The 13402-nt window shown below is 74.0% G+C and carries 17 protein-coding genes; 8 read left to right on the top strand and 9 right to left on the bottom strand.

The window, feature by feature from the left end; translation table 11 throughout:
- Nucleotides 1-39: 39 nt before the first annotated feature.
- The 3 genes from KPL57_RS51805 to KPL57_RS51795 all read right to left on the bottom strand — a co-directional run bounded on the left by KPL57_RS51805 (nt 40) and on the right by KPL57_RS51795 (nt 2649).
- Nucleotides 40-825: a TauD/TfdA family dioxygenase gene (locus KPL57_RS51805; protein ID WP_226357763.1), complete on the bottom strand. Its 786-nt coding sequence runs from the start codon at nt 823-825 to the stop codon at nt 40-42.
- A gap of 74 nt (nt 826-899) precedes the next feature.
- Nucleotides 900-1382, bottom strand: coding sequence for a hypothetical protein (locus KPL57_RS51800; RefSeq protein ID WP_062396040.1), 483 nt, complete (start codon nt 1380-1382; stop codon nt 900-902).
- A 40-nt stretch (nt 1383-1422) separates the two neighbouring features.
- Nucleotides 1423-2649: a threonine synthase gene (locus tag KPL57_RS51795; protein ID WP_226357762.1), complete on the bottom strand. Its 1227-nt coding sequence runs from the start codon at nt 2647-2649 to the stop codon at nt 1423-1425.
- 107 nt (nt 2650-2756) lie between these two features.
- Between KPL57_RS51795 and KPL57_RS51790 the strand changes: the two genes are divergently transcribed.
- The 4 genes from KPL57_RS51790 to KPL57_RS51775 are packed head-to-tail and all read left to right on the top strand — an operon-like array spanning nt 2757 to nt 5089.
- On the top strand, nt 2757-3290 hold the full coding sequence (locus tag KPL57_RS51790) for a hypothetical protein (protein WP_226357761.1): 534 nt from the start codon (nt 2757-2759) through the stop codon (nt 3288-3290).
- Nucleotides 3291-3346: 56 nt separating this feature from the next.
- Nucleotides 3347-3802 carry a DoxX family protein gene (locus KPL57_RS51785; protein WP_226357760.1) on the top strand — a complete coding sequence of 152 codons (456 nt, stop codon included), beginning with the start codon at nt 3347-3349 and terminating at the stop codon, nt 3800-3802.
- A 29-nt stretch (nt 3803-3831) separates the two neighbouring features.
- Nucleotides 3832-4668 (top strand): Fpg/Nei family DNA glycosylase, encoded by an 837-nt coding sequence (locus KPL57_RS51780; RefSeq protein WP_226357759.1) that lies wholly within the window; start codon nt 3832-3834, stop codon nt 4666-4668.
- A gap of 52 nt (nt 4669-4720) precedes the next feature.
- Complete coding sequence (locus tag KPL57_RS51775) at nt 4721-5089, top strand: hypothetical protein (RefSeq protein WP_226357758.1); 369 nt, start codon at nt 4721-4723, stop codon at nt 5087-5089.
- A gap of 20 nt (nt 5090-5109) precedes the next feature.
- On the opposite strand, the gene KPL57_RS51770 is transcribed toward KPL57_RS51775, so the two are convergent.
- The 5 genes from KPL57_RS51770 to KPL57_RS51750 form a co-directional block, all read right to left on the bottom strand.
- On the bottom strand, nt 5110-6438 hold the full coding sequence (locus tag KPL57_RS51770) for an MFS transporter (RefSeq protein ID WP_226357757.1): 1329 nt from the start codon (nt 6436-6438) through the stop codon (nt 5110-5112).
- 53 nt (nt 6439-6491) lie between these two features.
- Nucleotides 6492-6848, bottom strand: a complete 357-nt coding sequence (locus KPL57_RS51765; RefSeq protein ID WP_226357756.1) for a hypothetical protein — start codon at nt 6846-6848, stop codon at nt 6492-6494.
- Nucleotides 6849-6906: 58 nt separating this feature from the next.
- Nucleotides 6907-7899 (bottom strand): thermonuclease family protein, encoded by a 993-nt coding sequence (locus KPL57_RS51760; RefSeq protein WP_226358031.1) that lies wholly within the window; start codon nt 7897-7899, stop codon nt 6907-6909.
- 350 nt (nt 7900-8249) lie between these two features.
- On the bottom strand, nt 8250-8864 hold the full coding sequence (locus tag KPL57_RS51755) for a TetR/AcrR family transcriptional regulator (RefSeq protein ID WP_226357755.1): 615 nt from the start codon (nt 8862-8864) through the stop codon (nt 8250-8252).
- A 26-nt stretch (nt 8865-8890) separates the two neighbouring features.
- The gene (locus KPL57_RS51750) at nt 8891-10441 is read right to left on the bottom strand and encodes an AMP-binding protein (protein WP_226357754.1); all 1551 of its coding nucleotides are present in this window, start codon (nt 10439-10441) and stop codon (nt 8891-8893) included.
- A gap of 77 nt (nt 10442-10518) precedes the next feature.
- Between KPL57_RS51750 and KPL57_RS51745 the strand changes: the two genes are divergently transcribed.
- Both KPL57_RS51745 and KPL57_RS51740 read left to right on the top strand, forming a co-directional pair.
- A complete protein-coding gene (locus tag KPL57_RS51745; RefSeq protein ID WP_226357753.1) occupies nt 10519-11007 on the top strand; it encodes an ester cyclase in 489 nt (162 codons plus the stop codon).
- Nucleotides 11008-11078: 71 nt separating this feature from the next.
- Nucleotides 11079-11597 (top strand): ester cyclase, encoded by a 519-nt coding sequence (locus KPL57_RS51740; protein WP_226357752.1) that lies wholly within the window; start codon nt 11079-11081, stop codon nt 11595-11597.
- A gap of 15 nt (nt 11598-11612) precedes the next feature.
- Here the strand turns inward: KPL57_RS51740 and KPL57_RS51735 are convergent, their stop codons facing one another.
- Nucleotides 11613-12179 (bottom strand): hypothetical protein, encoded by a 567-nt coding sequence (locus KPL57_RS51735; protein ID WP_226352376.1) that lies wholly within the window; start codon nt 12177-12179, stop codon nt 11613-11615.
- 285 nt (nt 12180-12464) lie between these two features.
- Here KPL57_RS51735 and KPL57_RS51730 point away from each other — a divergent pair, with 285 nt between their 5' ends.
- Together KPL57_RS51730 and KPL57_RS51725 are read left to right on the top strand one after the other, a co-directional pair.
- A complete protein-coding gene (locus KPL57_RS51730; protein ID WP_062396034.1) occupies nt 12465-12890 on the top strand; it encodes a hypothetical protein in 426 nt (141 codons plus the stop codon).
- A gap of 196 nt (nt 12891-13086) precedes the next feature.
- A complete protein-coding gene (locus tag KPL57_RS51725) occupies nt 13087-13395 on the top strand; it encodes a hypothetical protein (protein ID WP_073574211.1) in 309 nt (102 codons plus the stop codon).
- Nucleotides 13396-13402: the final 7 nt, after the last annotated feature.

The raw sequence follows: 13402 nt of genomic DNA, 5'->3' as shown, positions 1-13402 counted from the left end.
CGGCGGGTGCGGCGACCGCGTCCGGGGTGCGACGGAGGCTCAGAGGGCGGCGCGGGGGCGGACGTGCTCGCGCACCATGCCGCGGTGCATGACCCGGTCCCCGACGACGCCCGCGTGGTCGGCGCGGTGCAGCACGCAGGCGTTGTCCCAGATCACGACGTCGCCCGGTGCCCACCGGTGGTCCAGCACGTTGTCCGGCCGGGTCGAGTGTCCGAGCAGCTCCCGCACGGTCGCCGCGGACTCCTCGGCGTCCATCCCGACGACCTCGGCGCAGCGGGCCGCGGTCGACAGGTAGAGCGCGGTCCGGCCGGTGCGCGGGTGCGGGCGGAACACCGGGTGCCAGGCCTCGGTCTCGGTACCGGCGTCGTCGGGGGACAGCCCGGTGACGACGTGGCGGATGCTGCGGCCGTCGAGCCGGTTCCGCAGCGGCTCCGGGAGCGTCTCGTAGGCGCGGTACTGGTTGGAGAACTGCGTCGCGCCGCCCCGGGCGGGGACGGTCACCGCCCGCAGCGCGGTGTAGGCGGGCGGGGCCGCGACGTAGCTGGTGTCGACGTGGAACGAGCTGCGTGGCGGGGTGTCGCGGCCGACGTTGGAGATCACGTTGAGGTCCGGGTGGGTCTCCAGCGGCGTCTCACCGGTGGTGAACGCCAGCGGGCCGAGGCCGCGCAGGAAGGCGAGGAAGTCGTCGTCGCCGACGTCGTCCTGGCCGGGCAGGACGAGGACGCCGTGCTCGGCGAGCAGCGCCCCGAGCGCGTCCGGGTCGAGGTCGGGCAGGGACGCCCCGGTGACGCGGGCGCCGACCGGGTGCAGGGCCTCGATGTCCATCACCCGAGTGTGCGGGCGCCCGCGGACACCCGCGCGCCGACGCAGGGCCGGGACACGGGGCCGGACACGGAGGTCTAGGACGCCGTGCGGCCCCACCGGCGGCGACGCGGGCGGTCGGCGGGCTCGTCCTCCATCGGGGCGGCGATCGCGAGCCGCCCGACCTGCTCGTTGAGGACCTTGAGGTGCACCCGGACGTCGTCGTGGGTCGGGTCCAGCACCGCCTGCTCGGCGATCTCCGCGGCCTGGTCGACCGACTGCTTCAGCGACGCCTTGGCCTTGTTCAGCCGGGCGGCGATCCGCTTCGCCGGCGGCTCGGTGAGCCGGAACCGGGCCGGCTCGATCGAGTCGCCGACGGCGGCCAGGCGCTGCACCGCCTCCAGCTCGGAGTCCAGCCGCTTGCCGATCTCGGTGAGCCACGTCCGCACCTGCATCGCCGAGATCACCGTGGTGATCCGGTGGAAGCGCTGCACCTGCTCGGTGCACTCGGCCACGTAGGTCCGCCAGTACCGCGAGAGCGGCGCGGGGGACGGCTCGGATCCGGGTCGCAGGAGTGACACGTGCGCAGGCTACCGGTGATCACGACGAGGTCGCCGTGGGTCACGGGATGCGCCCGTCCTTCGCCAGCACCGGCGCGTCGGCGGTCACGGTGTCGGGGTAGATCAGCCCGCTGCCGGTGTTCAGTACGACGACCGTCTCCGACCCGTCGAGCCAGCCCGACTCCCGCAGCCGGCCCGCCGCGGCGACGCAGGCCGCGCCCTCCGGGCAGATCCAGGTGCCCTCGTCGCGGGCGAGGGCGTGCTCGGCGGCGAGCAGCTCGTCGTCGGAGACCGCGACGGCGGTCCCGCCGGTGTCGTACACGGCGTCGAGGACGAGGAAGTCGCCCAGCGCCTTGGGCACGGTGATCCCGAACGCCACCGTGTGCGGGTCGGCCGGGGCCGTCGACTCGCGCAGGCCGGCCTCGAACGCGTCGACGATCGGCGCGCACCCGGTGGCCTGCACCGCGACGAGCCGGGGCAGCGGACCGGAGATCCAGCCGAGCTCCCGCATCTCGGCCAGTGCCTTGTGGATCGCGATGATCCCGACGCCGCCGCCGGTGGGGTAGAGGATGACGTCCGGGCAGCGCCAGCCGAGCTGCTCGACGATCTCGTAGCCCATCGTCTTCTTGCCCTCGATGCGGTAGGGCTCGCGCAGCGTCGAGGTGTCCTGGTAGCCCGCCTTGCCGGAGTTGCGACGGGCGACGGCGTCGGCGACGAGCCTCCCGGCGTCGCCGATCAGGCCGTCGACCAGGTACAGCTCCCCGCCGGAGACGACGACCTCGCGGCGGGTGATCTCCGGGGCGTCGACCGGCATCGCGATCAGCGCACCGAGCCCGGCGCGTGCGGCGTAGCAGGCCCAGGCGGCGCCGGCGTTGCCGTTGGTGGGCATCGCGACCGCCCGGACGCCGAGCTCGGCCGCGCGGGAGACGCCCACCGCGGCGCCGCGGGCCTTGAACGCCCCGGTCGGGACCAGCCCCTCGTCCTTCATCAGCAGGCCGGGCAGCCCGAGGCGGGCGCCGGCGCGGGGGAGCGGCAGCAGCGGGGTCATGCCCTCGCCCATCGTCACCACGTGCGCGGGGTCCCGCACGGGCAGGACCTCGTGGTAGCGCCACAGGTCCGGCGGGCGGGTGGCGATGTCCGCCGGGGTCACCAGGGCACGGGCGCGGTCCAGGTCGTAGCGGGCGAGCAGCGGGGCGCCGGAGGCCGAGGTGCCCTGCACGGTGTCGGCGTCGAGGACCTCGCCGGTACGGGAGCACTCCAGGTGGGACAGCGTCGAGAAGTCGGGCACGGGTCCACCTGATCTCCCGTCGTGCCGCGGCGCAACCGGAGGGGTAACGGCGGCGCGGGCAGGGGCGAGGACGGGGGACCCGGTACGACCCCCGACCAGGAGGAACGATGACCGACCGCCGCTACGCCGAGGCCTTCCCCGAGGAGACCACCGTGATCTACGAGCAGCGGGAGGACGGGTACCGGGTCTACGGCACCTCCGCGGGGTTCGGCGCGTCGTCCTCGGACGGCGGGACCACCCCGCCCGCCGGTGGGGCGACCGGCGGTGAGCTGCGCCCGCCGGAGGGCTCGGGGTACGGGCCGATCGACAGCGACGAGCCGTGGACCGAGAACTACGACGAGCCGATCACCGACGAGCAGGACCGTCAGATCGGCGTCCGGCACAACACCCGCACCACCGACCCGCAGGCGGGGACGGTGGACTGGTCGATCGTCGACGAGGTGTTCGGCCGCGTGGTGTCCGAGACCTACGGCTCCGAGAACGCCGACGGCAGCCGCTCCTACACCGACCGCACCACCTACGCCGACGGCTCCACCCGGCTGGTCACCCGGACGACCGGCGCCGACGGTCACGGGCAGGAGCAGGTCACCGACACCGACGCCTCGGGGGCGGTGACCTCGGACACGACTACGCCGTTCTGACGATCCTGTTAGCCTCGGGAGCGCAAGCGTGAAAGTTCAACAATCGAGAGGAACTCATGCGACCGCTCCCCGTGCCGCTCTCCGACATCGCCCTCCTGCTCGTCCGGCTGCTCGTCGGCGTCGTCCTCGTCGCCCACGGCCTGCAGAAGCTCTCGGGTGGTGTCGGCGGGGTCGCGTCGAGCTTCGCCGGCATGGGCATCCCGCTGCCCACGGTCTCCGCGCTGTTCGTGATCGCGGCCGAACTCGGGGGCGGTCTGCTGCTGCTCGCCGGTGCCGCGACGACCGTGGCGGGGCTCGCCGTCGTCGTCGCGATGGCGGGGGCGTTCCTCTTCGCGCACGCGGGCCTGAACCCGTTCGTCGACTCGGGCGGCTGGGAGCTGGTCGGCGTGATCGCCGCCGGCGGGCTCGCGCTGGCCGCGGTCGGACCGGGCCGGTTCTCGGTCGACGCGCTCGTCGCCGGCCGCGGTCGCACGCCCGCCCGGCACGCGGTGGGTGTCTCCGCGGGGGAGTAGGACCCACCCCGGCGGGGGATCCCCGGGACATGCCCGAGGGACACACCGTGCACCGGCTCGCGCGGCTGCAGCGCCGCCGCTACGCCGGACGGCCGGTGGCCGTCTCCAGTCCGCAGCGCCGGTTCACCACCGGCGCCGAGATCGTCGACGGGCGGGTGCTGGTCGACGTGCAGGCCCACGGCAAGCACCTGTTCCAGCACTACGGCCCGGACACCACCGTGCACGTCCACCTCGGACTGTGGGGCCGGTTCCCGAACCGGACGCTCCCGCAGGAGCCGCCCCGCGGCCAGGTCCGGATGCGGATCGTCGGCGAGACCCACTACGCCGACCTGCGCGGCCCGGCCGCGTGCGAGCTCCTCGACGACGTCGGGGTCGCGGAGCTGCGGGCCCGGCTCGGCGAGGACCCGCTGCGCGACGACGCCGACCCGGCCCGCGTCCGGGAGCGGTTCGCCCGCTCCCGGGTCCCGCTGGCCGCCCTGCTCATGGACCAGTCGGTGATCGCGGGCATCGGCAACGTCTTCCGCGCCGAGACGCTGTTCCGCACCGGGCTGGACCCGATGACCCCAGCCCGCGACCTCGACGACCGGTCCTTCGCGCTGCTCTGGGACGACCTGACCGAGATGCTCCACGACGGCGAGCGGCGCGGCCGGATCGAGACGCTGCGCCCCGAGCACGACCCGGCCCTGCTGGCGCCCCCCGACCGCGGCGCGGTCTGCGCCAGCGTCGTCTACGCCTACCGCCGCACCGGGCAGCCCTGCCTGGTCTGCGGCGCCCCGATCGCGCACGCCGAGGTCCGCACGCGGAACCTGTTCTGGTGCCCCGGGTGCCAGGCGGGACACAGCGCCCGGCCGCTCACCGAACGGTGATGACGGATGTCCGATCTGTCCTGTACCGGGCGGTAGCGGTACCGTTGACGTCATGCTGTCGACCGGTCCCGCTCGTCCGGAAACGGAACGTCGGCCGATCGTCCGCTGGGACGCCGCGTTGTCCGGGGTCGCGCTGGCCGTGACCGGGATGCTGGTCGCGCTGGGTGTGTTCGGCGCCGTCTTCCTCGTCGCGTTCCTCGACTACTGCCCGCCGCGGACCTGCAGCTCCTCGGCCGTGCTCGTCTCGGTCGGCGGGTCGCTGGTGGTCGCGGCGGCCGCCGGCGTGGCGGGTCTCGCCATGACCGTGCTGCGGGTCGTCGAACGGCGCCCGGCCTGGCCGTTCGCGCTGGTCACCCTCGCCGTGACAGGTTCCGCCGTCGCCTTCGGCGCGGTCCACTACGCGAGTGCGATCGGGTACTGACGCGGTCGGGGACCGGTCGGTCACTCTCGACGATCGGCCGTCCGGTCGGCTGCGTCGGCCGCCGCAGCCCGCTGCACCGTCCGGCGGAAACCGACCGCGATCGCCGCCGACATCAGCATCATCACCGCGACCACCCACATCCCGGCGCGGGAGTCACCGGTCAGGTCCTTCAACCACCCCGCGACGAACGGCCCGGCGAACCCGGACAGGTTGCCGAAAGAGTTGATCAGCCCGATCCCGGCGGCCGCCCCTGCACCGGTGAGGAACGCGTTCGGCAGCGACCAGAACGGTGGGATGGCGGCGAAGACCCCGATCGCGCAGACGGTCACGCACGCCATGACCAGCAGCGGCGAGTCCATGTACAGCGCGCCCGCGATCGCGACCGCCCCGACGACGGCGGGGACGGCCACGTGCAGCGGCCGCTCGCCGCTGTGGTCGGAGTGCCGGGCCCACAGCACCATCGTCACCGACGCGATGGCGTACGGCACCGCGGTGATCAGGCCGACCTCGACCAGCGAGTAGTCGGCGCCGAACTGCTGCTCGAACCCGGCGACGATCTGCGGCAGGAAGAACGCCAGCACGTAGAGCCCGAACACGATCCCGAAGTAGACGACCGACAGGGCCACCACCCGGCCGTCGCGCAGGGCGGCGGCGACGCCGCGGTCCTGCCCGGCCGCCGCCGCGTCCTCGGCGGCGATCCGCTCCTCCAGCGCGACCGCCTGGTCGGCGGGCAGCCACCGGGCCCGGGTCGGGCGGTCCGGCAGCAGCCACAGCACCGCGATCCCCAGTAGCACCGCCGGGATGCCCTCGACGAAGAACATGAAGCGCCAGCCGGCGTCGAAGCCCAGGGCGCCGTCGCCGACCGAGATCAGCCACGTCGACAGCGGCCCGCCGACCACCGAGGACAGCGGCACGGCCAGGAAGAACAGCGCGACGATCCGCGCCCGCTCGACCCTCGGGAACCAGTAGGTCAGGTACAGGATGATGCCGGGGAAGAAGCCGGCCTCGGCGATGCCGAGCAGCACCCGCACGACGTAGAAGCCGACCTCGCCCTGGATGAACGCCGTCGACGACGCGACGATGCCCCAGGTCACCATGATCCGGGCGATCCAGATCCGGGCGCCGACCCGGTGCAGGATCACGTTGGACGGGACCTCGAAGAAGAAGTACCCGATGAAGAACAGCCCGGCGCCCAGGCCGTAGGCGGCCGCGGACAGGCCCAGGTCGGCGTTCATCGTCAGCGACGCGAACCCGACGTTGACCCGGTCGATGTAGTTCAGCAGATAGGCCAGGGCGAGCAGCGGGATGAGCCGCTTCGTCGCCGTCCGTACGGCCGTCGAGACCAGCACGCCTTCCCCCTCCGTTGCGGTGCGCACGCCCGCGCAGTCTCTCCGCCGGAGGGTCAGTCCTTCAACCAGGCGTAGGCGGTGTGCCGGGAGACACCGAGCGCCGCCGCCATCGCGCTGACCTCGCAGCCGGCCTCGCGCCCGGCGCGCAGCAGCTCGCGGCGACGCTCGCGCGGGGCGTCCGCCGCCGCCCGCAGCTCCTCCAGCACGGCCGCGGACTCGGCGGACCCCCGGCGGCGGCCCACCCCGGGCCGGGAGAACGCGCGGACGGCGTCGGCGTCCCAGACCTTGCGGCCGCCCGGGCCGGGGTCGGGCAGCGGGGCCGGGGCCTGGCCGCGGGAGACGTAGGAGTTCCAGGTGCCCACCTGCACGCCCCAGTGGGCGGCGCACTCGTCGCTGGTCCAGGTCGTCACGACAGGAGGGTGCCACGGCGGCGTCGGAGGGCATCGTCCGACGCCACCACTGCTCGGTTCAGCAGGGCTTCCAGGTCTTCCCGCCGGGGGCGTAGCACCGCGGGCCGGTGTAGCCGACCGGGCCGGAGCCGGAGCTGCCGCCTGAACCGCCGCCGGCCTTCGGCGCGGGCGCGGGCTTCGGCTTCGGGGCAGGCGCCGGCTTCCTCGTCGGGCTCGTGACCGCACCGCCACCGCCGGAGGTCGGCTTCGGACGGGGTGCCGGGATACTGCTCCCGCCGGCCGGCGGCGCCGGAGGCGTCCGCAGCACCCGGGCACGATCCCGGGCCCCGTCGACCGTGGACCGAGCTCTCGCCTCCGAGGTGACGACCCGGGCCGCCCAGCGCGAACGGTCGGAGACCAGGTGCGCGGCCCGCCAGATCAGTGCATCGCCGGGGACGCTCGAGTTCAGTTTCGACCGCAGAGCGATCGCAGTCGCGACGACGGCTGCCGCACCGATCGCCGCCGAGTCGGCATCCTCGGGGGTCGTCGCGGTGGCACCCGATACGAGTCCCGCCGCCGCGGTCTCCACGGCGTCGACCTGGCCGGGGACCGTACACGCGACGGTCGGATCGAACAGACCGCGCCGTGCGGTGACGGCCTCGGAATGGGCCTGCTCGACGTCGGGCAGGAAGCGGTCGTTCTCGCCGACCTGCATCGGCAGAGCGAGACCGGCCCGGGCCATCTCGGCGTTCACGAGTCGTCCGTCGCCGAGCACGACACCGGCGAGGACACGACCCCAGCTGTCGAGCTTCTCGTCGTCGGTCACGACGTCGATCTCGGTTCCGGGTGGGAGCAGCGAGGCGAGGAACGCCGATGCCTCCGGCCCCAGGCACTCGACGTCGGCGTTCGGGTCCTTCGTCTCGGGAGTGTCGATGTTCAGCAGACGGATGCGCTGCTCCTGACCGTCGACGACGGCATCGATCGTGTCCCCGTCGACCACTCGGGACACCGTCGCCCGGGCACTGTCGCATCCGGTCAGCAGCCCTGTCATCACCGAGGCGGCCAGCATCATCGCTGTCACCCGCACTCCACGTCGCACGTCGTCCTCCCGCGAGAGCCGTCGACGCCGTGCCGACTCGCTCCACCGGACGGTCTGTCGCGCTTCGTCCGTTACATCGTTATCGTCCGACGAGCGGGGTCATCACAAATGATGATCAGCCGGGTGCCGTCAGCTCCGTGTGCACACCGAGGAGGCAGACCGGCCGGTCCCGGAGCGAGCTCGTCGAGCGGCTCTGCGGGCGAGGGCAGGCAGCGATCGCCCCGCCGTCGTGCCCGGGCGGGGCCACGGCACAGCCGCGGGTGGTGGTCCGCAACGACCGTGCCCGCACCCGGATCCCGACGCACGCGGTCCCGGCGTCGCGGTCATCCCCCCGGCGGCGGACCGAGCGGGCCCGCCAGCAGCTCCCGGACCGCGGCGGCGCAGTCGGCCGGGGTCCGCCCGGGTCGCCGACGGGTGCCGGCGACCGCGTTCATCGCCCCGAACAGCAGGTCGCGCACGAGCCGGGCCTCCGGTCCGGCGGCGACCGCGCCCGACCGTTGTGCGTCCTCGACCAGCTCGGTCCACCGGTTCCGGTAGCGCTGCATCAGCGAGCGGTAGGTCGCGACCGACGCGTCGGAGTCGGGCTCGGGCATCGTCAGCACGACGGCGGCGTAGTCGCTCAGCTCCACCAGGGCGTCGAGGTGCGCGCGGACGGCCGCCCACAGCCGGGCCCCGGCGTCGCCGGCCGGGTGGGGTTGCAGGGCGTCGTCGAGATGCCGGAGCGACTCGCGCAGACCCTCCTCGAGCACCGTCGCGATGAGCTCGTCCTTCGAGCCGAAGTGGAAGTAGATGCTCCCGGTCTGCAGGCCCGCGGCCTCGGCGATCCCGCTGAGGCTGACCCCGGCCGGTCCGTCGCGGGCCAGCAGCGCCGCCGCCGCGTCGAGCAGCCGGCGACGGGTCCGGTCCCCCTTGGACGGACGACGGAGCTCGGCCTGCACGACCCCATTCTCACCCCGGCCCGTGATCAGTGGACGAGCCGGTCGTGACCACGCCAGTACGGCTCCCGCAGCTCGCCCTTGATCACCTTGCCGGTCGCGGTCCGCGGGAGCCGGTCCACCACGTCGACGCTGGTCGGGCACTTGAACGCGGCCAGCCTCGTGCGGGCGAAGGTGATCAGCGCGGCCGGATCGGGACGGGTCCCCGGCCGCGGGACCACGATCGCCTTCACCGTCTCGCCCCATCTCGGGTCGGGGACGCCGATGACCGCGACCTCGGCGACGTCGGGGTGTGCGGCGAGCTCGTTCTCGACCTCGGCGGGGTAGACGTTCTCCCCGCCGCTGATGACGAGGTCCTTGGCCCGGTCGACCAGGAAGATCCGGCCGTCGGCGTCGAGGTGGCCGAGGTCCCCGGTGTGCAGCCAGCCGTCCGCGTCGAGCGCGGAGGTGACGCCGGCGCGCGTGCGGTAGCCGACGGTGTTCTGCTCCGACCGGGTCAGGATCTCGCCGATCTCCCCGACCGTGCAGGTGTGCCCGTCGGTCGGGGACACCACGGCGACCTCGACCCACGGGTAGGGCTTCCCCGCCGACCGCAGCAGGTGGGAGCGGCTGCCCTCCGGGTCGTGGTCCTCCGGTGGCAGCTGGGCGAACGCGCCGGTCGCCTCGGTGAGGCCGTAGATCCCGACGAAGTCGCATCCGAAGGTCCGCATGCCCGCGACCAGCGCCGTCGTGCTGATCGGGGCGCCGGAGTAGGTCATCCGCCGCAGCGCGAGGTCCCGGGGGGTGGACCGGGCCTCGGTGACCAGGGAGGCGAGCATGGTGGGGACGCAGAAGGCGGTCGTGACCCGTTCGCGCTCCATCGTGTCGAGCACCGCGGCCGCATCGAAGTCCCGGACGACCACGCCGCGTGCCCCCGCGGCGAGGCCGGCCAGTGCCCAGGCCACGCCACCCATGTGGAACAGCGGCATGGCCAGCAGGCTCACCTCGCCGTCGGTGAGTCCCCAGCGTGGCGCGATGTCCCGGATGAGGACCCGGAGGTTGGTGCGGCCGGCGAACAGGACCCCCTTCGGGCGTCCCGTGGTGCCGCTCGTACAGAGCTCGAGCGCGACGTCGTCGGGCGGCTCGACCGCGGGATCCTCCGCGGGGCCCCACCAGCTCGTCAGGCCCGGCCGTCCGTCGTGGTCCCCGCCGAGGAACACGACGGTCAGCCTGCGACCGAGCGCCTCCTCGACGAGGTCGGCGGTCCGGTGCATCCCGGGGTCGACGAACACGACCTCCGCGCCGCTGTCGTCGATGATCTCCGCCAGCTCACGGGGTGCGAGCCGCCAGTTCAGCGGCGCCGCCACGGCCCCGGCCAGCGCGCAGCCGAACAGGTACGGGAACCACGCCGACGAGTTCTTCCCCAGGTGGGCGACCCGGCCGCCGGGTGGGACGCCGTCGCGCACCAGGGCGGCGGCGATCCGGACCGACCGGTCGTGGAGCTCGCGCCAGGTCGTGTCGGTCCCGTCCTCGGTGACCACCACGTCGTCGGGTCGCTCGCGCCGTCGTTCCTCGACCAGTCCGCGCAAGGTGAACACCATCGTCCGCTCCTGTCTGCCGGGCAAGTTTCCTATGTTAGCTTAAAATCTGACGACCATTAGATTTTTGAGGAGACGCGATGACGACCGCCCCGTCCCCGGGCGCCACCCGGCTGGATCCGGACGCCGCGCTGCGCTGGTACCAGGCCTGGATCGACGCCTGGAACAGCCACGACCCGGACCGGGTCCGCCCGCTCGTGACCGACGACTTCCTGCTGGAGACGCCGACGACGCGCAACTCCGGCTGGGACGTCCGGGGTCCCGACGCGGCCGCCGACTACATGCGGTACGTGCTCACGGCCTACCCGGACCTGACCTGGGAGCGCACCGGGCCGCCCCTGCTCGCCCCCGACACCCCGCGCGCGGCGTTCACCTGGCGCGGGACCGGGCACTTCACCGGAACGCTCACCCCGCCCGGGATCCCCGGCACCGGGCTCCCGTTCGACTTCGTCGGCCTGGAGGTCTTCGACTTCCGCGACGGTCGCGCCCACCGGCTCCACGCCAGCTACGACCTGATGGGGCTGCTGCGCCGGACCGGCGTACTGCGGAGCGGTACGGGGCGCCGATGACCCCCGGCCGCCCGACGCCGGGAGGGCCGTCCGCGCCGCACGGCCCCCACCACCGAGACCAGGAGACGACCATGCCGCACGACATCACCACGCCCGCGGGGCGTCCCGTCGCCGACACGGGCCCGGTCGGGGTCGACTTCGCGGTGCGCTGGTACCGCAGCTGGATCGACGGCTGGAACAGCCACGACCCCGAACAGGTCCGCGACATCGTCACCGAGGACTTCTGGCTCGACAGCCCGACGACCCGCCACACCGGTTGGGACGTGCGCGGGCAGCAGGGCGCGGTCGACTACGTCCGGTACGTCCTCGGCGCCTACCCGGACCTGGTCTGGGAGGTCACCGCGCCGCCGATGTTCGCCACGGAGGACGCCCGGGTGTCGTTCAGCTGGCGGGGGACCGGCCACTTCAGCGGCACGCTCACCCCGCCCGGGATCCCGGGAACCGGCAGGCCGTTCGCGTTCGCCGGGCTGGAGACGTTCGACTTCCGCGACGGCCGGGCGTGCTACCTCAACGCGACCTACGACCTGCTCGGTCTGATGGAGCAGATCGGGGTGTACCGCAGCCCGACCGGGAGGGGAGCGGCGTCCTGACCCCGGGCGGTCGCCTCAGGGCCGCAGTGCGGTGACCACCCAGCGCAGCGACGTCCGGTCGGTGCAGGTGGCGAGCAGCTCGGCCTGCTCGGCGCTCTCGGCGTCGCGGCGCCGGGCGTCGAACAGGTCCTCGACCAGGCCGGGCACGTCGCGGTGCTCCCCGGGCAGCGGCTCGTCGCCACCGGGCAGCCCGAGGCGGGCGACGACCAAGCGCAGCGTGCGGTGCCCGATCAGCCGCATGCCCGGGGGCAGCAGCGCGGAGTTCCGTGGGGGAGTGGTGCCGGCGGCGGGCTCCTGTCCGGGCAGCGGCACCGCGCCGGGCGGGATGCCGGGCAGGCTCACCGCGGACACGGCGATCACGCCGCCGTCGAGCAGGGCCCAGGCGTCGATCGCGGGACGGTGCGTCTCGCGCCCCGACGCGGTGGCCAGCCCCTGGTCGGCCAGCCAGCGGCGCAGCCGCGGACGCAGGTCCCAGCGCACGTCGAACACGCCCTCGGCCAGGTCGGACGGGGTGAACACCTCGTCCCACCGCGGGCCGCCGGACGCCCCGTTCCCGACACCCGTCTCGGGCTGGATCGCCATCTTCGTCCCCCGACCCGGGGCACGCGCGTTCCCGGGGAACCAGGATAGGACGGTCCGGACGGGCGCACAGGCTGGTGCACACGGCCGTACCCACAGGTGTGATGACACGACCGACGCGGCGGTGAACGGCGTCGCCGGCACGCCGATCAGCAGGCGATGTCACACTGAGTGAGCGGATGTGCCGGTGTCTGCGTGACAGATGACACGATCGAGCGAGTCCGCCGCAGGCGGTAACGAGGCAGGATGAGTCGAGCGATCCACAAGTGACGGCGACGTGGAGGCGACATGGACGGGCAGTTCGACAGGGTTCCGGCGGTGCACCCGGGGATGATCCCCGCGGCACGGCGGTCGGTGGAGAACCTGCCGTCCGGACGAGGTGTGGTCGACGGCGAGCGGGGCCGCGTGCTGGCCCGCTACGCGCGGCTGATGCGGTCCGGCCGGCCGGAGGTCTGCCTCCCCGGGCGGCGCGAGATCGAGGACCGCGAGCGGTTCGGCGCCTCCGCGACCGGCAGCGACGGCAAGGTCATCTACCCGGACCGGGACGCGGCCGAGTGCGCCGCCCGTGAGCTGGAGGCCCTCGGCGGACGCCCGCAGCGGGCCTACCTGTGCCGGCGGTCGCGCCGCGGGCACTACCACCTGACCACCGACGCCGTCGCCCAGCGCCGTCGCGGCCCGGCGGAGCTCATCCCGCAGCCGCGCCGCGGCGACTGACCCGACCCGACCCGACCCGACACCCGACGACCCCCGGTGCCCGCGGCACCGGGGGTCGTCGCGCGTCCGGGGCCGGTTCCCCACGGATGTCACACCGATGTGATGCGCGGCACACGCTGATCGTCTAGCGTGGGATGTGGCGGCGGTCACGCCACCGCCGAGCCGACGTTCCCACCACCACGCATCGGAGGGCCCCGTGAACCCGCACCTGCTGGAGGAGCGCGTCGCCACCGTCAACGGCGGCCGCGATCTCGCCGACCCCGCCCGTGCCCGGCTGCGCGCCCACAAGGCCACCGCCGACGCCTGCCGTCGTCGCGCCGCCGAGCGCCGCGCCGAGCTGGAGCGCGTCCTCTCCGGGGGCACCACCGGCGACGCCCTGGACCTCATGCTGGAGCTCGACGCGCTCGAGCGGGTGCAGGACCGCATCGACAACCGGCTCTCCGAGCTGTGCGACGCACTCACCGAGCCGCGCACCCCGCGCTACGGCGACGCCCAGCCCGTGTAGCCGCGCC

The organism is Pseudonocardia sp. ICBG601 (assembly GCF_020496245.1).
This window is presented reverse-complemented; position numbering and strand designations above follow the sequence as displayed.

Bases quoted from the DNA above. Each gene is read 5' to 3' on its own strand.
- KPL57_RS51740 (WP_226357752.1), top strand. From the start codon at position 11,079: ATGCCGCACGACATCACCACGCCCGCGGGGCGTCCCGTCGCCGACACG.
- KPL57_RS51805 (WP_226357763.1), bottom strand. From the start codon at position 825: ATGGACATCGAGGCCCTGCACCCGGTCGGCGCCCGCGTCACCGGGGCG.
- KPL57_RS51790 (WP_226357761.1), top strand. From the start codon at position 2,757: ATGACCGACCGCCGCTACGCCGAGGCCTTCCCCGAGGAGACCACCGTG.
- KPL57_RS51735 (WP_226352376.1), bottom strand. From the start codon at position 12,179: ATGGCGATCCAGCCCGAGACGGGTGTCGGGAACGGGGCGTCCGGCGGC.
- KPL57_RS51745 (WP_226357753.1), top strand. From the start codon at position 10,519: ATGACGACCGCCCCGTCCCCGGGCGCCACCCGGCTGGATCCGGACGCC.
- KPL57_RS51780 (WP_226357759.1), top strand. From the start codon at position 3,832: ATGCCCGAGGGACACACCGTGCACCGGCTCGCGCGGCTGCAGCGCCGC.
- KPL57_RS51750 (WP_226357754.1), bottom strand. From the start codon at position 10,441: ATGGTGTTCACCTTGCGCGGACTGGTCGAGGAACGACGGCGCGAGCGA.
- KPL57_RS51775 (WP_226357758.1), top strand. From the start codon at position 4,721: ATGCTGTCGACCGGTCCCGCTCGTCCGGAAACGGAACGTCGGCCGATC.
- KPL57_RS51760 (WP_226358031.1), bottom strand. From the start codon at position 7,899: ATGATGCTGGCCGCCTCGGTGATGACAGGGCTGCTGACCGGATGCGAC.
- KPL57_RS51785 (WP_226357760.1), top strand. From the start codon at position 3,347: ATGCGACCGCTCCCCGTGCCGCTCTCCGACATCGCCCTCCTGCTCGTC.
- KPL57_RS51730 (WP_062396034.1), top strand. From the start codon at position 12,465: ATGGACGGGCAGTTCGACAGGGTTCCGGCGGTGCACCCGGGGATGATC.